At 33.3% G+C, this 22,382-nt stretch carries 17 protein-coding genes; 7 read left to right on the top strand and 10 right to left on the bottom strand.

The window, feature by feature from the left end; translation table 11 throughout:
* Positions 1 to 55: 55 nt before the first annotated feature.
* The 8 genes from serB to LG651_RS08625 form a co-directional block, all read right to left on the bottom strand.
* Complete coding sequence (gene serB / locus LG651_RS08660) at positions 56 to 1,273, bottom strand: phosphoserine phosphatase SerB (protein WP_226695739.1); 1,218 nt, start codon at positions 1,271 to 1,273, stop codon at positions 56 to 58.
* A gap of 82 nt (positions 1,274 to 1,355) precedes the next feature.
* Positions 1,356 to 1,841, bottom strand: coding sequence for an ABC transporter ATPase (locus LG651_RS08655; protein WP_226695738.1), 486 nt, complete (start codon positions 1,839 to 1,841; stop codon positions 1,356 to 1,358).
* 45 nt (positions 1,842 to 1,886) lie between these two features.
* Positions 1,887 to 2,678, bottom strand: coding sequence for a (Fe-S)-binding protein (locus LG651_RS08650; RefSeq protein WP_226696041.1), 792 nt, complete (start codon positions 2,676 to 2,678; stop codon positions 1,887 to 1,889).
* Between the two features lie 4 nt (positions 2,679 to 2,682).
* A complete protein-coding gene (locus tag LG651_RS08645) occupies positions 2,683 to 3,321 on the bottom strand; it encodes a hypothetical protein (protein WP_226695737.1) in 639 nt (212 codons plus the stop codon).
* Position 3,322: 1 nt separating this feature from the next.
* The gene (locus tag LG651_RS08640; RefSeq protein WP_226695736.1) at positions 3,323 to 3,703 is read right to left on the bottom strand and encodes a hypothetical protein; all 381 of its coding nucleotides are present in this window, start codon (positions 3,701 to 3,703) and stop codon (positions 3,323 to 3,325) included.
* Between the two features lie 3 nt (positions 3,704 to 3,706).
* Positions 3,707 to 5,014 (bottom strand): (Fe-S)-binding protein, encoded by a 1,308-nt coding sequence (locus LG651_RS08635; protein WP_226695735.1) that lies wholly within the window; start codon positions 5,012 to 5,014, stop codon positions 3,707 to 3,709.
* A gap of 17 nt (positions 5,015 to 5,031) precedes the next feature.
* Positions 5,032 to 5,961, bottom strand: coding sequence for an MlaD family protein (locus LG651_RS08630; RefSeq protein WP_226695734.1), 930 nt, complete (start codon positions 5,959 to 5,961; stop codon positions 5,032 to 5,034).
* 48 nt (positions 5,962 to 6,009) lie between these two features.
* Entirely contained in the window at positions 6,010 to 7,146 is a 1,137-nt protein-coding gene (locus LG651_RS08625) for an N-acetylmuramoyl-L-alanine amidase family protein (RefSeq protein ID WP_226695733.1), read from the bottom strand.
* Positions 7,147 to 7,301: 155 nt separating this feature from the next.
* Between LG651_RS08625 and LG651_RS08620 the strand changes: the two genes are divergently transcribed.
* On the top strand, positions 7,302 to 10,064 hold the full coding sequence (locus tag LG651_RS08620; RefSeq protein WP_226695732.1) for a putative LPS assembly protein LptD: 2,763 nt from the start codon (positions 7,302 to 7,304) through the stop codon (positions 10,062 to 10,064).
* Between the two features lie 13 nt (positions 10,065 to 10,077).
* Complete coding sequence (locus LG651_RS08615) at positions 10,078 to 10,458, top strand: RidA family protein (RefSeq protein ID WP_226695731.1); 381 nt, start codon at positions 10,078 to 10,080, stop codon at positions 10,456 to 10,458.
* A 1-nt stretch (position 10,459) separates the two neighbouring features.
* On the opposite strand, the gene LG651_RS08610 is transcribed toward LG651_RS08615, so the two are convergent.
* On the bottom strand, positions 10,460 to 11,839 hold the full coding sequence (locus LG651_RS08610; RefSeq protein WP_226695730.1) for a response regulator: 1,380 nt from the start codon (positions 11,837 to 11,839) through the stop codon (positions 10,460 to 10,462).
* 167 nt (positions 11,840 to 12,006) lie between these two features.
* Here LG651_RS08610 and LG651_RS08605 point away from each other — a divergent pair, with 167 nt between their 5' ends.
* From LG651_RS08605 to LG651_RS08585, 5 genes are all read left to right on the top strand, one after another.
* A complete protein-coding gene (locus LG651_RS08605) occupies positions 12,007 to 13,047 on the top strand; it encodes a GMP reductase (RefSeq protein WP_226695729.1) in 1,041 nt (346 codons plus the stop codon).
* 29 nt (positions 13,048 to 13,076) lie between these two features.
* A complete protein-coding gene (locus tag LG651_RS08600; protein WP_226540206.1) occupies positions 13,077 to 14,081 on the top strand; it encodes a sugar kinase in 1,005 nt (334 codons plus the stop codon).
* Positions 14,082 to 14,219: 138 nt separating this feature from the next.
* Positions 14,220 to 17,558: a transglutaminase family protein gene (locus tag LG651_RS08595; protein WP_226695728.1), complete on the top strand. Its 3,339-nt coding sequence runs from the start codon at positions 14,220 to 14,222 to the stop codon at positions 17,556 to 17,558.
* 3 nt (positions 17,559 to 17,561) lie between these two features.
* Entirely contained in the window at positions 17,562 to 20,120 is a 2,559-nt protein-coding gene (locus tag LG651_RS08590) for a circularly permuted type 2 ATP-grasp protein (RefSeq protein WP_226695727.1), read from the top strand.
* 9 nt (positions 20,121 to 20,129) lie between these two features.
* Positions 20,130 to 21,026, top strand: a complete 897-nt coding sequence (locus LG651_RS08585) for a transglutaminase family protein (protein WP_226695726.1) — start codon at positions 20,130 to 20,132, stop codon at positions 21,024 to 21,026.
* An 80-nt stretch (positions 21,027 to 21,106) separates the two neighbouring features.
* On the opposite strand, the gene LG651_RS08580 is transcribed toward LG651_RS08585, so the two are convergent.
* Positions 21,107 to 22,360: a tetratricopeptide repeat protein gene (locus tag LG651_RS08580; protein WP_226695725.1), complete on the bottom strand. Its 1,254-nt coding sequence runs from the start codon at positions 22,358 to 22,360 to the stop codon at positions 21,107 to 21,109.
* Between the last annotated feature and the right edge of the window lie 22 nt (positions 22,361 to 22,382).

Genomic DNA, 22,382 nt, shown 5'->3' with positions numbered 1-22,382 from the left:
AGAAGTTTAAAAGACTTTAAGATAGATTTATAAAGAAATAATTAACCCTTTATAATTACAAATCGATATGCCTATCGTGGTAGCCTAACAAATACAATACGCCATCGAGTCCAATACTAGAAATTGAGCTTTGCGCATTATCCTTCACCTTTGGTTTAGCATGAAAAGCAATACCTAACCCTGCAAGATTTAGCATTTGCAAGTCGTTAGCACCATCGCCAACTGCAATGGTTTGATTAATATGAATACCTTCTTTATCGGCAATTTCTTTTAAGTATTCGGCTTTTTTAGCGCCATTAACAATATCGCCCAAATAGTTACCGGTTAAAGCGCCATCTTTAATTTCCAATTGGTTGGCATATACATAATCGATACCAAGTTCTTTTTGTAAATAATGTCCGAAATAAGTGAAACCACCAGAAAGTATTGCAGTTTTAAAACCGTAGCTTTTTAAAGTATCTATTAAACGTCGAGCACCCTTTGTTATAGGTAATCTTTCGGCAACACCTTGCAACACTTCCTCGCTTAAACCTTTTAAAAGTTTCATACGGCGTTTAAAACTCTCGTTAAAATCTATTTCGCCTTGCATGGCTGCTTCGGTAATAGCTTTTACTTGTTCACCAACTCCTGCAAGTTCTGCTAACTCGTCGATAACTTCGGTTTGAATAAGTGTAGAATCCATATCGAAACACACCAAACGGCGGTTACGACGGTAAATATTATCTTCTTGAAACGCAATATCCACATCTAAATCGCGTGAAATTTGCATGAATTTCTCGGTTAAATCCGATTTTTTTTCCAAACGTCCACGAATAGACAATTCGATTGAAGCTCGAGGATATTCTTCTGCTTTAACCAACGATAAACGCCCAGTTAATCGCTTAATAGCATCGATATTTAAGTTTTTTTCTGAAATAACCTTGGTAACTTCTGCAATTTGGTTCGCGGCAAGCTTTTCGCCCAAAATGGTTACAATGTAGCGGTCTTTACCTTGTTGGCTAACCCAATCTTCGTAATTAGCCAAAGAAATAGGTGAAAATTTAGCGGTTACACCAAGTTCGTAAGCTTTAAAAAGTAATTCTTTTTGAACTGCAGAAGATTTTTCGCCAGACTCAATTTCGAACATTAAACCTAAAGACAAGGTATCGTGTATATTCGCCTGACCAATATCTAGTATTTTACCATCGTAAGTTGCTAAAACACTAGTTAATTCTGCTGTTAAACCTGGTTTATCTTGTCCTGAAATATTCAGTAAAAAAATATCGTTAGCCATAATTTATTAAAACTGTAATAAGCTGTAAAAATGCCTATTCTTATTGAATTATAAAAGTTTTTTAAGGTAAATTACTTTTAAATTATTTAATAAAACGACTATGCCAACTCTCGCTTGCTGGTACCTCCCAATTTTCATTAAATTCGGCTATATTAGCAACAAGGTTGTTAAATACAATTGTTTTTTTTGAAATGGCTTTATCCTTAGCCATTTTTTTAAAATCGGTAAGTGATTTATACGCTACAAACTCACCTTGTTTATAAGATACATTCATTTTATCCATTAAATCTACCTTATAGGTTTGTTCTAAATCTTGGATAAAACGGACAGACGCATCAATAGAGCAACCTGTAGCTTTGTTAAGATCTTGGTTTAATCCTATAATTATAAAGCGCTTATATTTTATGGTATAAGCCGCTTGTAAATCGCTTCCATGAGCGGTCCAGCTTTCAATAAAAACATTTAATTTATCTTGTATTTCATGAAGTTCTTCTTCTGTAAAAGAACGGTTAGATTGATATATCCAAACTCTTGAAGTTTCTGGTAATGTATTAAAATCTACTAGCATTTTTATTTAAATGTGATATGCTTAGACGATGCTTTGCATAAAATGTTATAAATCTTGTGAATTCGCTATAATTTCAGCAATATCTAAAACCGCAATTTCACTTTCTTTTTCTTTAAATTTTATTCCGTCGGTCATCATTGTATTACAATATGGACAACCAGTAGCAATAATTTTAGGATTCGTTTTAAGAGCATCTTCTGTACGAAGCACATTTACATCTTTATCTCCTTTTTCTGGTTCTTTAAACATTTGTGCCCCACCAGCTCCACAACATAATGAGGTTCGTTTATGGCGTTTCATTTCTACCAATTCTACGCCTGCCAATTTTAATAAATCTCGAGGTACTTCGTAAACACCATTGGCCCGTCCTAAATAACACGGATCGTGGAATGTTACGCGTGTGCCATTATAGGTTTTTGTTGAGGGCTTTATTCGGCCTTCATCGAACAATTGCTTAATAAATTGCGTGTGATGCAACACCTCGTATTTACCACCTAATTCTGGGTATTCATTTTTTATTGTATTATACGAATGCGGATCGGCTGTTACTATTTTTTTTACTTCGTAGGCATTTAAAACTTCTATATTAGTTACGGCCTGCATTTGAAACAAAAACTCATTACCGGCACGTTTTGCTGCATCACCAGTACTGCTTTCTTCAGTTCCTAAAACGGCAAAATCTACATTGGCTTTATTTAAAATTTTAACAAATGCTCTTGTAATTTTTTTTGCTCTATCGTCGTAACTACCCGCAGAACCAACCCAAAAAAGTATTTCTGGTGTTTTTCCTGCAGCCATTAAATCGGCCATAGTTGGTACTATTAATGTTTCGCTCATGGTACTATTCTGATTTTTTTGTGCTTTCAAGCATTAAATTTTGCTTGTATTCTTTAGCTTTTTCTAACAATTCTGAAGGTAAAATTTGATACACCAACGGTGAATCGGCATCGTAATTTAAAACCGTCCACTCGTTATTACTTGCCTTATCTTTTAAAGCTATAGTCATGCTATTATTAGCAAAAACATCAAGTGTATTATTAGAAATAAAATTTACTTCCATGCCTTTCGCTTTCATAATATTTTTCATCATGTCTTGCGAAGCTTCATCAAACTCTTGCTCTTTAAAAGTCATTTTCATTTTCATATCATATGAAATAAAAGCATATTTTAAGGTATCTTGTATATTAAATACCTCAGATACTTTAAAGTCTGGTTTTTCCTCAGGCATATCTATGGACACCGCTCCATTACCTTCAAAAGTACTTTTAAAAATTTCTTTTAAAGACTCTTTTGGTACAATGCTAAAAACCTTCGGGTGCATTTTATCTATAAGTGCATCATAATTTTTTGTTGCCACATCGTTTAACATAGCATTTGCAATAGTTTTTATTTCTGTAACCTCGGAAGTGTTGCTCTGTGCAAAACCTTGACAAGTAAAACATAATACTAATGTTAAAAACAATAATTTAAAATACTTCATTTTAATATTTATTTGATGTGTTTTTGTTGGATTCATCTTGGTTTTCACTTTCCTCCTCTTCTTCTTTTAAATTGGCAAAGTCTTCTTTAGAAACTCGAATATAAACGGCGTGTCGATAAACACCATTTAACATTCGAACACCTTTTGCATTTCTAATTAAAAAAGTTTGTCGTTTCGCTTCTTCCGATATTTTTTCTTTTTGATATTCTGAACAATAGTCGCAAAACACATGTTTTACTTTAATAGCAGTTGCATTTCCATCTATATAATCTATGGTAGCATATGCTTTAATTTGGAGCGAATCACGTTGATAACCTACCTGCGCATGTAGTCGGCAAAAAGCCAAAAACAACATTAACGCTATGGTAAGTTGGGTTTTCATACATTATTCGTCTTTCCAGTTTAATCGGTCCATTTGATTATATGGCCACATGGCTCCGTTATTTTCAATGTTGGTCATCATATTGTTTAACTCGGTTGGAGCCGCACTTTGTTCCATAACTAAATAACGACGCATATCTAAAATTATTGACAGCGGATTAATACTTACCGGACAAGCCTCGACACAGGCGTTACAAGTTGTACAAGCCCAAAGTTCTTCGCGAGTTATGTAATCGTCTAAAAGCTGTTTACCATCATCCTTAAATTCACCATTATTTGCATCGATATTTTTACCAACTTCTTCTAAGCGATCACGCGTGTCCATCATTATTTTACGCGGAGATAGTTTCTTTCCTGTTAAGTTTGCCGGACATTCGCTAGTACACCTTCCACATTCCGTACAGGTATAAGCATTAAGAAGTTGTACCCAGTTTAAATCGGCAACATCTGAAGCCCCAAATTTTGCAGGTACATCATCGTCGTCTCCTTCGGCCGGAGCTGCAAAGGGATCTGCGTTAGGATCCATCATCATTTTTACTTCATTTGTAACTGCTTCCAAGTTATTAAATTGCCCGTTAGGAGTTAATTTTGCATAAAATGTATTCGGGAAAGCTAATAAAATATGTAAATGTTTTGAGTAATATAAATAGTTTAAAAACACCAAAATACCCAGAATATGCAACCACCAAGCACTACGCTCAATTATATGAAGCACTCCTTCTGATAAACCAGAAAATATAGGCGCAATAAATTGACTGATTACGTTACCCGAATTCATGGTTTGAAAATGAAGATCGGTGGCATTCATTACCAAAAATAGGCTCATTAAAACAAGCTCGAAATATAAAATGTAATTTCCATCATTTTTTGGCCAGCCTTTCATTTCGCTTTTCCAAAAACGTTTTATTTTTATAATATTTCGGCGCGCCCAAAAAGCTAAAATTGATATTATTACTAAAACAGCCAAAACTTCGAAGCTACCAATTAAAAAACCGTAAACACTTCCTAGAAATGAAAAAACACGATGGGTACCAAATATACCATCAATAATAATTTCTAAAACTTCTATATTAATAATTATAAAGCCTAGATAAACAATTATATGCAGAATACCTGCTACTGGTCTGCGCACCATTTTGCTTTGTCCTAGGGCTATCATCGCCATGTTTTTCCAACGTTGCGACTTATTGCCGCTAACATCGACATCTTGACCTAATTTAATATTACGAATAAGTTTTTTTACATTTTTAGCAAAAAAAACTATTCCCGTAATTAATGCTATTAAAAAAAGGATATTAGGGATAAATTTCATTCAGTTTAGTTAGTTTATTAGTTATTTGGTTCCTCGTAAGGTATTTCTTTTTTCGATAAAATCCTAAAATAACGTTTTGGATGTAACTTAATATCTTGAAGTAATGCTTCTAATTCTTTTGTTGCCCCTTCTAAATTATTGTATAATCCTTCGTCTTCTAAAAGTTTACCTAAGGTTCCGTCGCCTTTATTTACCTTTTCTAAAACACCATTTAAGTTTGTTAATGTACTGTTTAGGGTTGTAATGGTATTGCCTAAATTTGCCTCTTTTAATTCGGAAACAACAACAGACAATTCGGCACTCATAGCTTTGAAATTAGCTAATAATTCCTCAATAGATTCATCATTTTTTCCAATTAAACTATTTACAGAATTTGAGGTTCCTTTAAAAGACTTCAGTGTTTGATTAAGCTCATAAATTGTCGCTTTTAATCCTTGATTGCTATCGTCCTTAACCAACTTATTTAAGCTAGACATTAGTGTATCGGCAGATTTTAGTGTAAGATCTAAATCGCTGCTTAAACCAGAAAAGTTTTTTGATAAACTCGAAACTAATCCTACTTCAACTTCCGACTCAAGTACATCGCCTGGTTTTGCCAATTCGCCTTCTTTACTAATAATAATGGCTAAACCATTACCTCCCATAAGCCCAGTTTCGTACATTCGAATTTTACTTTTTTTAGTAAATTCTAACTGCTCGTTTACAAAAAAAGCAACTCTAGTTTTGCCAGTTTTAAAATCGTACTCAATTTTACTGACTTTACCAACGGGATTTCCTTTTACTGTTACAATAGAAGATGGTGTTAAAGCATTATAATTAAACTCGGTATAGTAAACATTGTTAGAATCCAGTAAGTTTTGTCCCTTCAAATAATTAAATCCAAAAATAAAAAGGAGAATTCCTAATACAACTAAAACGCCTGTTTTGATTTCTTTTGATATTTTCAAAATAATAGTTTTTAAACAAATTTAAAACAAATTTAAAAAGAAACATTATTAATTAGCCTGCGATTTTAAGGCATCTACAATTTCTATTTTCTTACCATCTTTAAAAGCCACAACGAAGCATGACCTGTACCCTTTTTTCTTTGCTTCTTCTTCTAAGGTTTTAGTTTGCTCATAATTAGTGGTATGCCCATAAAAATATTTATAAAGGTTACCTTCCTTTATTCTGGAAATATTATTTAAACCATTAAAATTATAAGGTTTCGTTTCCAGCGCATTAGAGCTTGCTGCAATTTGAATTTTAAAAGAAACGCCATTTTCCGAAATATTTTGAGAACCTGTGCTATGATCTTCAAAAATAGTTTCAACATTGCCATCTAATTTCTTTTTATAATCTAAAATAGCATCGGTAATAGCAGAAGAAATCTGTAATTGCCCTCGAGAAGAATTTAGGTAAGCACCTTCTTGTTTGTAAGTTAAAAAGCCTAATTCAACTAAAACACTGGGCATTACTGTTTGATGCAATACAATAAATCCGGCTTGTTTTACACCTCTATTTTTACGTTTTAAGTCATTAGTAAACTTTTTTTGAATAGCACTTGCCAACATAATACTTTGGTCTAAATACTCTTCCTGACTTAAAAGAATACTCATAACAGATTCTGGAGAATTAGGATCGAACCCGTTATAGTTTTTTTCGTAATCGTCTTCCATAAAAATTACGGAATTTTCGTTTTTAGCAACATTAAAATTGGTTTCGTTTCTATGCGTTCCTAAAACAAAAGTTTCGGTACCGTGAGCAGTAGATCCTGGCTTGTGCGCATTACAATGCACCGACACGAACAAATCGGCATTTGCCTTATTTGCTATTTTACCACGCACAAAAAGATCTATAAACTTATCGGTTTTTCGTGTATATATCACTTTAATATTAGGGTTTTTCTCTAATACCTTACCTACTTGTAAAACCACTTTTAAAGCAATATCCTTTTCTTTATAACCGCTTCCAGTATTACCAGAATCCTTGCCGCCATGACCTGCATCAAGAACCACAACAAATTCTTTATTTTGATAAGTTTTACTTTGTGCCTTAAATGAAGAAAATGTTAATACTATTATAAAGCATACGAAAAGGTATACTCGCGACGTTTTTAAAAAATGAATTTTGTTTTTTTTATATAGTTCCATGAATATTTATTTATAACACGGTTTATTAAAATTTATACTTTTTTTTGAAAGAATACGAATTAAAGTTAATATTTGCACTCTATAAAAAAACGGAATTTTATTAATTAAAATTTTTAATTAAATATTAAATCAATCCCAGAAAAATATATGTAATTTTGGCAATTCAAAAACCGAGCCATACTTTTACAAAAATACATTTAAAAGCGTTGCGTACAAACAACATTAAAATACTTTTTGCATTAAGTTTTACAATGTTTATTAACATGTTAAGCTATGCACAAGACATCCCAAAAAAGAACCCAAGCATTAAGCGCACAGAAAAAGAGGTAGTGTTGAAAGAAACAGACTCTCTTACTACTTTAGAGCTTACGGATATAGAAATTGAACAAGATTCTACTATAATAGACTCGGTTAAACCAAAAAAAGAATTGCTTGAGCATAAGGTAGTTTACCATGCTGATGATTATACGCGATTTAGCCAAAAAGACCACAAACTGTATTTATATAATAATGCTTCGATTGATTATGGCGATATGAATATTAAAGCGGGCATGATAATAATCGATCATGTAAACAATACCGTGTATGCAAAGGGTATTGTTGATTCTACTGGAAATTATACGCAAAAACCCGTTTTTAAACAATCGAATAACGAAGTAGAACCAGATTCTATTTTATTTAACACAAAATCGAAAAAAGCCTTAATTTACAATTCTAAAACGGCTCAAGGTGAAGGAACTGTTATTGCTAATATTACTAAAAAAGAAAACGATTCTGTTTATTTTTTAAAAAATGCAAAATACACAACATCCGATAACTTAGAAGACCCAGAATACTATATAAAACTTAGAAAAGCTAAAATTGTACCTGGTAAAAAAATTGTAACTGGTTTTGCCAATTTGTTTATTTACGACGTGCCAACTCCGTTAGGTCTGCCCTTTGGTTTTTTCCCTCAAAGCGAAACCCACACATCTGGGGTTATTTTCCCTACATTTGGAGAAAATAATACACGTGGATTCTTTTTACAAAATGGAGGCTACTATTTCGCCATAAACGACTATGTAGATTTGGCTGTAATGGGCGATTATTACACCAACGGTAGTTATGGTTTACGTATTGAAAATGCATATAATAAACGCTATAAATACAGAGGTAATTTTGCCCTACGTTACGAAAATTTAATAAACAGCGAACGTGGTTTCTCCGATTATTCTCGAAACATAATTTATAACATTCGTTGGTCGCACAGTCAAGACTCAAAAGCAAGTCCGAGTTCCCGTTTTTCGGCATCTGTAAACTTAGGTAGTAGTCGTTACTATCAAAACTCAATAAATCAAGTAAATGCAGGATCATATTTAAATAATACGCTTTCGTCTTCAATTTCATATTCTAAAACATTTTCAGGAGAGCCCGAAGTAAGTTATAGTTTAGCCGCTACACACTCTCAAAACTCCAATACTCAAGTTATAAACATGACGCTACCAACGCTACAAGCAAGTGTTGGCCGAATATACCCATTAGCACCAAAAGAAGGCACTAAAAAAGGGTTAATTCAAAATATAAACTTACAATACAACGTTCGAGGAGAAAACCAAATTACCACTACAGATTCATTATTCTTTAAAAAGGAAATGTTTGAAGAAGCAGAATTAGGTGTACAGCATACTATACCGTTAAGTACAAACTTTAAATTATTTAAATACTTTAGCGTAAGCACAAGTGCTAATTACAATGAGGTTTGGAACTTTAAAACCATCGAAAAGCAATTCGACGAAGTTAATCGTGAAGTAATTACAGACACAATAAATGGTTTCGATGCCTTTAGAACATACAACTTTAGCGCCAGTTTAGGAACTACAATTTATGGTATGTTTAATTTTGAGAAGAAAGACAAAACTCCAAAACTTCAAAAAATAAGGCATGTTATGCGGCCATCTATTAGTTATAGTATAAATCCTGCATTCGATCAATATTACGACACATACGAAGTGGTTAGCGCCGATGGTTTAACAACAAGCGATGTTGAGTATACACGATTTGAGCAAAGTATTTTTGGAACACCAAATCAAACCTTTTCTAGTTCTATGGGTATTTCTTTAGCCAACAACTTTGAAGCTAAAGTTAGAGATAAAGATAGTACCGCAACCGAACCAAAAACGGTTAAACTACTTAATAACCTAAACTTTTCTACGGCTTATAACTTTGCTGGAGATTCCTTGCAATGGAGTGCACTAAGAATGACTGGAGGAACACAGTTTTTTAACAATAAAATGAGCGTAAACTTCGGCGCCACTCTAGATCCTTATGCGCTTGATAACAATAACACTAAAATTGATAAGTTTAACATTGATAACGGCGGAAGCTTATTTAGACTTACTAGTGCAAATTTAACCGCAAGTTGGTCTATATCCAGTAAATCGGGCGACAAAAAGAACGATGAAGATAAACAGCGTGGTATAAACGAAAATATACAAAGCGGAGGTCGAGATGACGATTTATTTGGTGTACCTCAAGATTTTGCCAACGACCAAATTCAAGAAAAAAAGCAAAAAGAGGATGATGTCCCGAAAGCGTTTTATAATTTTAAAATCCCTTGGAATTTAAGATTAGCTTATGCGGTAAATTATTCTAACTCTGCCAGACAAAACGAAATATCATCGCATTCATTAATGTTTTCTGGCGATGTAGAACTTACCGAAAACTGGTCTATCGGAGCCTCATCTGGTTACGATTTAAAAAATGCAGGTTTTACCTATACTCAGCTACGTTTTGAGCGTGAACTCATGAGTTGGCGAATGAATTTTAGCTGGATTCCATTTAGTGCCAATGCCTCATGGAACTTTTTTATCGGAATTAAATCAAGCTTGTTATCCGATTTAAAATACGAAAAACGCCGTCAACCAGACCGATCATTATAATCTATATCAACTTATGAAAAAAATAATTACTACAACACAGGCTCCGGCACCTATTGGCCCATACAATCAAGCTGTTTTAGCGAACAACACCTTATATATCTCGGGTCAAATTGCATTTAACCCAACCACTGGCGATTTAGTTTTAAACGATATTAAAACGGAAACTAAGCAGGTAATGGAAAATTTAGACGCTATTTTAAAAGCTGCAGATCTCACTTTTGAGAATGTAGTTAAATCGTCTATATTTATAAATGATATGAATAATTTCGCAGAAATAAACGAAGTTTACGGAAGCTTTTTTAATGAAACAACTGCTCCAGCAAGAGAAACCGTACAAGTAGCAAAATTACCTAAAAACGTTAACGTTGAAATAAGTATGATAGCGGTGCTTTAACTTACGCCACACCTGCACTAGAATATTCGTGAAGTAATTTTTTAAGCCTCTCTACATCAATTGGTTTTGCCAAAAACTCATTTATCCCAGCTTCTTTAGCCTTTGTTATATCTTCTTCAAAAGCACTTGCAGAAACAGCTATTATAGGTGTGTTATTTTGGGCATATTTTTTAGTTGCTTTAATTCTTTTGGTAGCTTCATAACCATCCATATCTGGCATGTAAATATCCATAAAAATCATATCAAAATTTAAAACCTTGTACAAATCTATTGCCTCAAGGCCATTTTTAGCAAAAGTACATTGTGCCCCGTGCTTTTCAAGCAAAAACTGAATAACCTTTTGGTTCATACGGTTATCTTCTGCCACCAAAACTTTTATTTTATTTAAACTAATGGCTAAAGAGTCTACTTGTTCTATTTCAGTTTTTATATTTAAAGTCTTTTTAAGCTGTAAACTAAAGTAAAAAGTAGTTCCTTCGTTTTCTTTACTTTCCAACTTTAATTCCCCGCCCATATTTTCAACCAAATGGTACGAAATAGATAAGCCTACGCCCCAACCTCGATATTCATTAATAAACTCGTTGTTAATTTGCTTATTCTTGGTATTTCCCAGAAAGTACTTAATTTCTTCTGGTTTCATACCAATACCAGTGTCCTTTATATAAAAGCTAATAATTTGCTCGTCATTAATTTCAATGGTTTGATCGACAATAATAGAAATTTTACCAGAATCGGTAAATTTAATGGCATTATTAATTAAGTTAATTAATATTAATTGAATGCGCTCCGAATCGGCAATAACCAAGAATCTGTCATTCTTTTCTTCAGACAAAAATTCGTATTCAAAATCCAAATCATGCTCCCAGGCTTGGTATTCAAAAACTTTAAATAGGTTTAGTAAATCTGCTTTTAAGTCAACTGCTTTTTTATTAAGTTCAAACTCGTTCTTTTTTATTTCCTCGTTGCTAACAACCAAATTAAAAAACTGCAGTAAATGTTTTGATGAGTATTCGGCAATTTCAACCTTGAGTAATTGGTCTTCATCTAAATCAGATTCAGACAACATTTTCAACATTCCCAAAATAGTATTTAAAGGCGTTCTAACCTCATAACTCATGTTTATAAGATTTATTGATTTGTCTTGAAAAATTTGGTCCGATTTATCTAAATTCTTGTGTAACTCTTGAATTCTTAATTTCTGACTTTTAGTTATGATATTACTTTTAAGCTGATTTTTTAAAAAAAACTGAAGCACAAAAACTTGAGTTACAGCGAGCACAAAAAGCATTACTGCCGTAGTTTCAACATTAAGTATTTGCTCTAAATAACAATAGGCTATAGCGAAAATTACCACTATAGAAAATAAAACAAAATACGACAAAGTCCGCTTGTTTCTATTAAATTTTGAAGAAAACCCCATTAAAATTCACATTTAAACAAACTTATCCATAAAATTTATAATTATCAAAAGTATTGGTTTAATTTGATTATTTTTAAGCCAGATTTTTCAAATTTCATAATCTTCAAATTAGATTTTCAATCATTTTTATGCGCATAGAATACGATATAAAATTAGGCTTTAAAGATGTTATGTTTCGTCCTAAAAGGTCTACTTTAAAAAGCCGATCGGAAGTAAGTTTAGAACGCCAGTTTAAGTTTTTACATAGCCCAGAAACATGGACAGGTATTCCTATAATTGCAGCAAACATGGATACTGTTGGCACTTTTGAAATGGCAAAAGCTCTATCTGAAAAAAAGCTATTTACCGCCATTCATAAACATTATAACCTAAACGATTGGCGCAATTTTGCATCTACCTTAACCAATGAAACGAGCGATTTTATTGCGGTTAGTACAGGAATTGGTGAAAGTGATTCCGAAAAACTTTCTAAAATTATTCAACAAAACCCTAATATTAAATTTATTTGTATTGATGTTGCTAATGGTTACTCCGAGCATTTTGCAAACTTTGTAAAACAAACTCGTGAACTTTACCCAGAAAAAGTAATTATTGCTGGCAATGTGGTTACTGGCGAAATGGTAGAAGAACTATTACTTTGCGGTGCAGATATAATAAAAGTTGGTATTGGTCCAGGATCGGTTTGCACCACTCGTGTAAAAACAGGTGTTGGATATCCGCAATTATCTGCAATTATTGAATGTGCCGATGCTGCACATGGCTTGGGCGGACAAATAATTAGCGATGGCGGTTGTACAACTCCTGGTGACATTGCAAAAGCATTTGGTGCGGGCGCAGATTTTGTTATGCTTGGAGGTATGCTTGCAGGACATGATGAAAGCGGTGGAAAAATAATAGAGAAAAACGGAAAAACATATAAACAGTTTTATGGCATGAGCTCTTCAACTGCCATGGAAAAACACGTTGGTGGTGTTGCCGAATATAGAGCTAGCGAAGGCAAAACAGTAGAAGTACTTTATAAAGGTGCCGTAGAACATACTTTGCAAGATATTTTAGGAGGCATTAGAAGCACCTGCACCTATGTTGGGGCTTCTAGACTTAAAGAATTAACTAAACGAACAACTTTTATTAGAGTTAACGAACAAGAAAACAAAATTTATTCAAAATAAGTTTTAACTTAGTATAAAACGACTAACACATGAAAAAAATAATCACTTTTGGAGAGGTATTAATGAGGTTATCTCCTGAGGGAAACAAAAAATTTAAGCAAGCGAATTTATTAGAATTTTATTTTGGCGGTACCGAAGTAAATGTTGGTCTTTCTATCGCTAATTTTGGTGAACCTGTTAAACATATTAGTTGTGTTTCTAATGATTTTGTTGGAGATACTGCTCTATCATACATTCAAAAATTTGGTGTTAGTACATCGGCAATAGTTCGATCTCCAAGACCGTTAGGTGTTTACTTTTTAGAGGTAGGTGCTGTGATGCGTCCTAGCTCTATTTCATACAACAGGTCGCACTCTTCCTTTTCTGAAATAAAACCTGATATGGTTGATTGGGAAAAGTTATTACCCAAAGCAAAATGGTTTCACTGGACAGGTATAACGCCTGCACTATCGCAAGGTGCCTACGATACTTTAAAAGCAGGTTTAGTAATAGCTAAAAAATTAGGGATACCTGTTTCTACAGATCCTACTTACCGCAGTGGCCTATGGAAATATGGTAAAGAACCAAAAGAAGTATTAACCGACCTCGTATCATATTCAACAATTTTTATTGGAGGAATTAATGAAATAAACGAAATTTTAGGTACTAAATATGGCTACTCTAACGATGAGTTTATTGAAGCTAGTAAACTTTTAATGGAAAAATTCCCAAACATTGAAAAAGTTTTCGATAAAATTAGAACCGCAATAAATGCTTCATGGCATAAAATTAGAGCCAGAATGTGGAATGGTATAGAATTTCATGAAACTACAGATTTAGATATTACACATATTATTGATAGAATTGGAACAGGTGATGCTTTTGCTGCTGGATTAATTTATGGCTTACAAAAATATAATGATGGTAAAGCCATGGAATTCGCCAGTGCAGCTTGTGCTTTAAAACATACCTACGAAGGCGATGTTAATTATGCTACCGTAGATGAAGTAACCGCTATTTTAGAAGGTAATATTTCAGGAAGATTCAACAGATAGATTTATCAATTTATCAAAATTTACAGTTTAAAAATACCATTTTAATAATAATTTAATTTTAAGTTTATTTAAAGTTAGATTCGTCGGCTTCGTGCTTAAAAATGTTTAATTTGTAGTTAATTAACAAAACTTATTTCTATGGCGTTAAAAGTTGTTATTTCACATAAAACTGTTTACAAATACGACCGTTCGGTTTCTCTATCTCCTCATGTTTTTCGACTACGACCTGCACCACACAGCAGAACTCCAATAGAGTCTTATTCCATTAAAATAAAGCCAGAAAAGCATTTTTTTAATTGGCAACAAGATCCTTTTGGAAATTATTTAGCCCGATTAACATTTCCTGAAAAAACCAAAGAGCTTTCGGTTGATGTAGAAATAATTGCTGATTTAAAAACTATTAATCCGTTTGATTTTTTTGTTGAAGACTATGCCGAAGAATACCCTTTTGAATACGCTGAAACCACAAAAAAAGAATTACTGCCTTATTTAGAAGTTACAGAAAAAGGTGAGTTACTTAAAGATTTTTTAAAAACTGTTGATACTTCACCTCGTAAAACAATTTATTTTTTAATAGACCTAAATAAAAAGATTTATGAATACCTAAAATATAACATTAGGCTAGATCCTGGTGTTCAAAGCTGTGAAGAAACATTAACAAAAAAAAGTGGCTCTTGTAGAGATTATGCTTGGTTGTTTGTTCAAGCGCTTCGCCATTTAGGTTTTGGAGCCCGATTTGTTTCTGGTTACATCGTTCAGCTCGCGCCAGATGAAAAATCACTTGATGGTCCTTCTGGCCCAGAACAAGATTTTACAGACCTACACGCCTGGACAGAAGTTTATGTTCCTGGAGCTGGTTGGATTGGCTTCGATTCTACTTCAGGGCTTTTAGCCGGCGAAGGCCATATACCTTTAGCTTGTACACCTTCGTTTGAAAGCGCTGCTCCCGTAACAGGAATGACAGATGTTTGTGAAACCGAATTTGAATTTGAAAATTCGGTGAAACGTATTTTTGAATCGCCGCGAGTTACAAAACCTTATACCGACGACCAATGGAAAGCCATTTACGAGTTAGGTTTTAAAGTAGATAAAGAATTAGAAAAAGGAGATGTAAGGTTAACCATGGGTGGCGAACCAACTTTTATATCTATTGACGATATGGAATCTGCCCAATGGAACACCGAAGCAGACGGACCACACAAACGAGAATTAGCAAAAAAATTAGCCAACAAACTTTACGACGAATTTAGTAGTAACGGTATTGTACATCAAGCTCAAGGCAAATGGTATCCAGGAGAACCTATACCCAGATGGAGCATTGAATTATGTTGGCGTAAAGACGGTAAATCTATGTGGCGAAATAGAAATAAAGCGCTATTTTCTGTTTTTGCCGAAAACAACCAATTACCTGAACATGCCGACAAATTATTTTTAGAAACCCTAACCACATACTTAGGCATTACTAAAAACACAATTCTTCCAACTTATGAAGATAGTTTCTATTTTATGTGGGAAGAAGGTAAAATGCCAATAGACATCGATCCTACAAAGGAAAATGGTAATATGTTGGTTAAAGATAAACTACAAAAACTTTTAAAAGATGGAACATCAAAACCAGTAGGTTATGTTGTGCCAATTAACAATTATAAAGATAAATGGTTTACCTGCGAATGGACCTTTAGAAGAAATCATTTATTCTTAATACCAGGAAATTCACCTATTGGTTTAAGATTACCTTTAGATTCTTTAATTAGAAAAGCCAATCAGCAAGAATTCCCTGTTTTAATTCCAGATCAGTTTTCTAAACAAAAAGAATTACCACAATATTTTTCATCGGTATTAATTCGTCGTGATAAATTTTTAAAAAATCAATTAAAACAATACGATAACGAATTTTTTATTAGAACAGCGCTTTGTGCTGAAATAAGAGACGGCAAATTACACTTATTTTTACCTCCAACAGAATCTGCTGAAGTATTTTTAAATCTTATCGCTTCAATTGAAGCAACTTCGGCCGAACTTAAAATTCCTGTAATTTTAGAGGGCTACAGCGCACCAAAAGACAACCGATTGGAATCCTTAAAAATAACCCCAGACCCTGGAGTTATTGAGGTAAATGTACACCCAGCTAAAAATTGGAGCGAACTTGCTAACACCACTTTAAAACTTTACGAAAACGCAAAACAATCGCGTTTAGGCACGATAAAATATATGGTGGATGGTAAACACACCGGAACAGGTGGCGGAAATCATGTTACTTTAGGAGGTGTGTCGCCGGCAGATAGTCCTTTACTTCGTAAACCAAGTTTATTGCGTAGTTTACTAACGTTTTGGCAGCATCATCCAGGTTTATCATATTTATTTTCTGGCGCTTTTATTGGTCCTACCAGTCAAGCACCTCGTGTAGATGAAGGCCGTTTAGAGAACTTATACGAACTAGAAATAGCGTTCGAAAACATTCCAAAAGATGGCGATGTTCCATTTTGGTTAACCGACAGACTTTTTCGTCATTTACTAACCGACTTAACCGGAAACACACACCGTGCCGAGTTTTGTATAGACAAATTATACTCACCCGACTCTTCATCTGGTAGATTAGGAATATTGGAACTTCGCGCTTTCGATATGCCTCCGCACGCCCAAATGAGTTTAATGCAGAACTTATTAGTAAGAACCCTTGTTGCATGGTTCTGGAAAAAACCATACGAACATAAATTAATTCGTTGGGGCACAGAATTACACGATAAGTTTTTAATTGAACATTTTGTTCGAGACGATATAAATACCATTGTTGAACAATTAAACCAAGCAGGATATGAATTTAAAACCGAATGGTTTAATCCGTTTTTTGAGTTCCGCTTCCCGTTACTTGGCTTAAAAACAGTTGGAGACATTCATTTAGAGCTTCGAGCAGCAATAGAGCCTTGGCATGTTTTAGGTGAAGAAATGAGTGGTGCAGGTACATCGCGTTACGTAGACTCTTCAACAGAGCGTGTACAAATAAAAGTATCTAATTTTATAAGTGAAAGATATAACGTAACTTGCAACGGTATTAAAATACCTTTGAAAAAAACCAAAATAAAAGGCGAATACGTTTCAGGAATTAGGTATAAAGCTTGGAATCCTTATTCTGCACTTCACCCAACAATTGGCGTAGATACACCACTTGTTTTTGATGTTGTAGACACATGGAACAACCAGTCTTTAGGAGGCTTTACTTATTTTGTTTCGCATCCTGGTGGACGTTCGTACGACACTTATCCTGTAAACAGTTACGAAGCAGAATCAAGACGTATCAATCGTTTTTGGGAAATTGGGCAAGCTCAAGGCGAAGTTTTTAAACCCAAAAGGTATGTTGTAGACCAAAAAGAAATTGAAAAATTTCAAAACAATTCAACATCCAAAAATAATTTCAACATTAGAGAAATTGAGTTCAATTCAGAATTTCCTAATACTTTAGATTTAAGAAGAAAATAAATAATGCCAACCAACCCTAATAGCACTTTATTTCAAAATTATTTTTCAGATTTTAGGAGTTATGACGAAGTTTTAAAATCTAATATGTCCATTAATTCTAATTGGCAAAAATTACTCGCTAACTTATCTGAAATTGGTTTTAAAAACCTTTCAAACAAGCAAAAGGAGATTAATTGGCTAATGGAAGAAAATGGTGTTACTTATAACGTTTATAACGACCCAAAAGGAATTCAGCGCGCTTGGGATTTAAATGTGGTGCCCTTTTTAATACATGAAACCGAATGGACAAATATAGAAAAAGGGATAACCCAAAGATCGGAGCTTTTAAACTTAATTTTAAAAGATATTTATGGTGAGCAAGAACTAATAAAAAATGGTATTTTACCACAAGAAATAGTTTATGCACATAGGGGATTTTTAAGGCAATGCGATAAAGTGTTTTATAACACCGAAAAACATTTGCTAATACACGCTACCGATGTTTCTAGAGGGCCAGATGGCCGTATGTGGGTTGTAAACGATAGAACTCAAGCCCCATCTGGGATGGGTTACGCTCTAGAAAACCGCTACTCACTTAGTCGCATTTTTCCTGAAGCTTTTAAAAACATCAATGTTAAGCAATCGTCTAAATTCTTTTACGAATTTAACCAAATGCTAATTAACTGTGCTCCACAAAACAAAGCCAATCCTAATATTGTTATTTTAACACCAGGCCCTTTAAACGAAACCTATTTTGAACATGCTTATATGGCATCTTTTCTAGGTTATCCATTGGTTACAGGAAATGATTTAGTAGTTAGAAATGGTAAACTTTGGATGAAAACCTTAAAAGAATTAAGGCAAATAGATGTTATTTTAAAACGTGTTGATGATGTTTTTCTAGATCCATTAGAATTAAGAGAAGATTCATATTTAGGAGTAGCTGGTTTATTAGATATTATTAGAAACAAACAAGTTGCTATAGTAAACCCTATAGGAAGCGGTGTTATAGAAAACTCAGGTCTGATTCCTTTTATGAATCAAATTTGTAACTACTTTTTTGATGAAGACTTAATTTTGCCCCAAATTGCTTCTTGGTGGTGTGGGCAAAAAAAAGAACTTAATTATGTATTAAGCAATTTAAACGAACTTGTTGTAAAACGCATTGACCGATCGAACCGAGAAAATATTTTCTTTTGCGAGTTTTTAAACGAAAAAGAGTTAACAAAACTGCGAGAAGAAATTTTAGCAGCGCCCTATAAATTTGTAGCACAAGCAAAAATTTCGTTTTCTACAGCTCCCAATTTCATTAACGGAGCATTAGAGCCTCGTAAAGTAATGTGTCGCATTTTTTCTATAGCAAACAAAAACAAATATAAAGTGATGCCTGGTGGCTTGGTAAGAGTTGCTGCAGAACGAGAAACTTTATTTGTATCGAACAGACGCGGCGGAATAAGTAAGGACTTTTGGGTAGTTACAGATAAGCAAGAAACAAACTACCAAAGTTATTCTTGGGATAATTCTTGTAGAATTGATATTGCAGATATTAATAATTTACCTAGTAATACAGCCGAAAACTTATTTTGGTCTGGGCGCTATTTAGGCAGAGCTTTAGTTACTGCCAGGTATTTGCGTATGGTTTTGAATCGAATGAATCAACAGCATTATGATGCTTCAGCAACAGATTCTGAAAGCTTAATACTACTATACAAATCTGTAACTAATATAACCTCTACATTTCCTGGGTTTTCTGGAGACAATTCAGAAGAAAAACTTAAAAACCCATTAAAAGAACTGGCTTCTTTAGTTATAGACGAAACTAGAATTGGAAGTTTTGCACAAACCATGTCGAGCTTTAATAATTCATACTACTCTTTAAGAAGCTTATGGTCTAAAGATATGTGGAGAGTGTTCGACAGTATAAAAAAACTTTGGGCAAAATTTAAAGAAGAAAAAAATTACTCAATAATATCGTTAACCAAATTGTTAGATAGAGTAATTACCCGTTTAATTGCTTTTATGGGGTTAATTGAAGAAAGCATATTAGTAAACCAGGGGCTACTACTCTATTTTATAGGCTTACAAACCGAACAAGCCATGATGCATGTAGCAAAATGTCGTTCATTATTAGTACCTAATTATGATGAGCTTTTACAATACGAAATATTAGAATCTTTTTTATCTAGCCACGAAAGTTTAAACATATACCGTTACAGTTACCGCTCGTATTTAAGCATAGAAAATGTAATAAATTTAGTTATACTAGATAAAGAATATGCTAAGTCGTTAACTTACCAAATAAAAAGAATTAAAAAAGATTTAGATAGGTTGCCAAACAACGAACTGGAAACAACAACACCTTGTAAAGAAACAATTAATAAGGCCTATAATATTGTTAAAAATTTAAATGTTAAAAGTTTAATTGAATTAGATGATACTGAATCTGTTCGGGAGAATTTAGATGCTGTTTTAGCAGAACTTAGTGATTTATTACACGAAACTTCACTTGCTATTTCCGACACCTATTTTAATCACGCTTATCAACAAACGCAGTTAGTTACACAAAGTTTTCCGTTACCATAATTAATAATAATGACTACATATCAATTATCACATATTACAAGTTATAATTACGAATATGGTGTTACATTTTGCCACAATTTGGCTACACTTAAACCTAAAAACTTTTTAGGACAAACATTATTAGATTATAGTTTAGAAATTTCGCCTACACCCGCAGAAATTAGTAATAAGTTAGATTTTTTTGGAAATAACATTACGCGATTTTCAATTCAAAAACACCATAAAGAATTAAAAGTTACAGCCACAAGTAAAATATTAAGAGATTATACTGCTGCACCTAATATAGATGAAAATATTCCTGCAAAAGGAATTACGCTAACAGATTGTTTAAGCTATTTTAAGCAGACAACACCAGAATTAATTTCAGTAAAACAATTTATTTTAGAATCTATTTTAATTGCAAAAATAACTCCAGAAATTAAAGCTTATGCAGAGGTTTCGTTTAAACCTAATAGATCTGTTTTTGAAGCAACATACGAACTAATGCATCGTATTTTCACAGATTTTGAGTTTAATACAACAGCAACTAACGTAGCCACTCCAATACAAGATGTAATTAAAAAGAAAAAAGGTGTTTGTCAAGATTTTGCTCAAATTGCTATTGCTTGTGTAAGATCTGTGGGCTTACCTGCAAGATATGTTAGTGGCTATATAGAAACATTACCGCCACCAGGTAAAGAAAAACTAATTGGTAGCGATGCTTCTCATGCTTGGTTTTCTGTTTATATTCCTAATTTTGGCTGGGTAGATTTTGACCCCACAAACGACCAAATGCCTAAAAACCAACACATAGTTGTTGCTCATGGTCGAGATTATTATGATGTGCCTCCTTTAAAAGGCGTAATTTATAGTACTGGTCGCAATAAAATGAATGTGGAAGTAGATTTACGACCTATTATTTCTTAACCTGGAACTATAAATTAAAACACAAAAAAAGCCACTTTCAATAAGTGGCTTTTTTATTTATATACTGTATAACTAGTACATTATTGTCCAGCTTCAAGAGTTTCAACTTTAGTTTTTAACTCTTTATACTTATCAGTTTCTCCTAAAATACTATAAATATTCATTAAGGTTTTAGCCGCATTTATGTTAGACTCATCAAGCTCTAAAGCTTTAGATAAATATGGTACCGCTTCATGATAAATAGCTTGTCTTTTTAAACGCAATTCTTCATAACGTCTATCATCTGCAGACGAGGTTCCTAAACCATTCATTTCTTCTACTAATGGCGCTTCTTGCTCTAGAACTAAAGCCGATAAGTTAATATATGCATTTACATATTTAGGATTTAATTCTACTGCTTTTTCGTATTGCTTTTTAGCTTCTTCTAAATCGCCAGATTCTGTTGCAATTACGCCTAAATTATAACGTAATTCTGGGTTGTTTGGATCTAAAGAAGTAGCTTCTTCAAGTAAATCTTTAAACTTTGTAGTCTCTCCCATTTTATAATAAATGTTCGCCTCGTTTAAAAGTAAATTAATATCCTCTGGATTTTTAGCTCTGGCTTCGGCCATAGCCTCTAAAGCCTTTTCATTATCACCATTAGAAACATAAATTAAAGCTATGTTTTTTACAATTTCTGGATATTTTGATTCAGTTTTACGCTCACCTGGGTTTATATGACTTTTAGCTTTTACATATAAATTTTGAGTGTTTTTATCTCCTAAAATTTCCTCTTCTCCAGTTTCTACATTAGTCGCGTAATACTGCGTTGAAATACCTGTATACCCTAAATTTTTAAGCTTTTCATATAAACCTAACGCTCTGTCGTAATCTTGCACATTTATTGCTGTAGCAGCCGCATAATACAAAAATACGGTATCGGTTTGTTTTAAATTATAAGCTCTCTCGAAGTTTGAAGACGCTGTTTTAAAGTCCTGACCTTCATAAGCTTCGTTACCTTTTTTAAGAAACTCACTTACCATAGAAGATTTTAATTCAGATGCCGCTGGAGCATTAACCGAACCAACCTTATCAAGATTTTCAATAGCGCTGTCTATATCCGCTGCATTTGCACTACCGTTAGAGTATAACGCTTGAGCTTTTAATAAGTAATACTTTGACTTTAATTTTTCATCTAAAGAGCCAATCATAGGTTCAACAGCACTTAAAGCCGATTTAGCTTCAGAGAAATTAGCACTTTTAATTGCTTTTTCTGCTGCCTTCAATTCTTTTTTCTGTGCAAATGAAAAGGCACTCATTGATAAGGCTAAAGCAAAAATTAATTGTTTTTTCATTTTTTTTAATATTAAGTTTATT

It is taken from the genome of Neotamlana sargassicola, assembly GCF_020523965.1.
Lineage (GTDB): Bacteria > Bacteroidota > Bacteroidia > Flavobacteriales > Flavobacteriaceae > Neotamlana > Neotamlana sargassicola.
This window is presented reverse-complemented; position numbering and strand designations above follow the sequence as displayed.

Bases quoted from the DNA above. Each gene is read 5' to 3' on its own strand.
- LG651_RS08600 (WP_226540206.1), top strand. From the start codon at position 13,077: ATGAAAAAAATAATCACTTTTGGAGAGGTATTAATGAGGTTATCTCCT.
- LG651_RS08625 (WP_226695733.1), bottom strand. From the start codon at position 7,146: ATGGAACTATATAAAAAAAACAAAATTCATTTTTTAAAAACGTCGCGA.
- LG651_RS08655 (WP_226695738.1), bottom strand. From the start codon at position 1,841: ATGCTAGTAGATTTTAATACATTACCAGAAACTTCAAGAGTTTGGATA.
- LG651_RS08585 (WP_226695726.1), top strand. From the start codon at position 20,130: ATGACTACATATCAATTATCACATATTACAAGTTATAATTACGAATAT.
- LG651_RS08605 (WP_226695729.1), top strand. From the start codon at position 12,007: ATGCGCATAGAATACGATATAAAATTAGGCTTTAAAGATGTTATGTTT.
- LG651_RS08645 (WP_226695737.1), bottom strand. From the start codon at position 3,321: ATGAAGTATTTTAAATTATTGTTTTTAACATTAGTATTATGTTTTACT.
- LG651_RS08640 (WP_226695736.1), bottom strand. From the start codon at position 3,703: ATGAAAACCCAACTTACCATAGCGTTAATGTTGTTTTTGGCTTTTTGC.
- LG651_RS08590 (WP_226695727.1), top strand. From the start codon at position 17,562: ATGCCAACCAACCCTAATAGCACTTTATTTCAAAATTATTTTTCAGAT.
- LG651_RS08635 (WP_226695735.1), bottom strand. From the start codon at position 5,014: ATGAAATTTATCCCTAATATCCTTTTTTTAATAGCATTAATTACGGGA.
- LG651_RS08580 (WP_226695725.1), bottom strand. From the start codon at position 22,360: ATGAAAAAACAATTAATTTTTGCTTTAGCCTTATCAATGAGTGCCTTT.
- LG651_RS08615 (WP_226695731.1), top strand. From the start codon at position 10,078: ATGAAAAAAATAATTACTACAACACAGGCTCCGGCACCTATTGGCCCA.
- LG651_RS08650 (WP_226696041.1), bottom strand. From the start codon at position 2,678: ATGAGCGAAACATTAATAGTACCAACTATGGCCGATTTAATGGCTGCA.
- serB (WP_226695739.1), bottom strand. From the start codon at position 1,273: ATGGCTAACGATATTTTTTTACTGAATATTTCAGGACAAGATAAACCA.
- LG651_RS08595 (WP_226695728.1), top strand. From the start codon at position 14,220: ATGGCGTTAAAAGTTGTTATTTCACATAAAACTGTTTACAAATACGAC.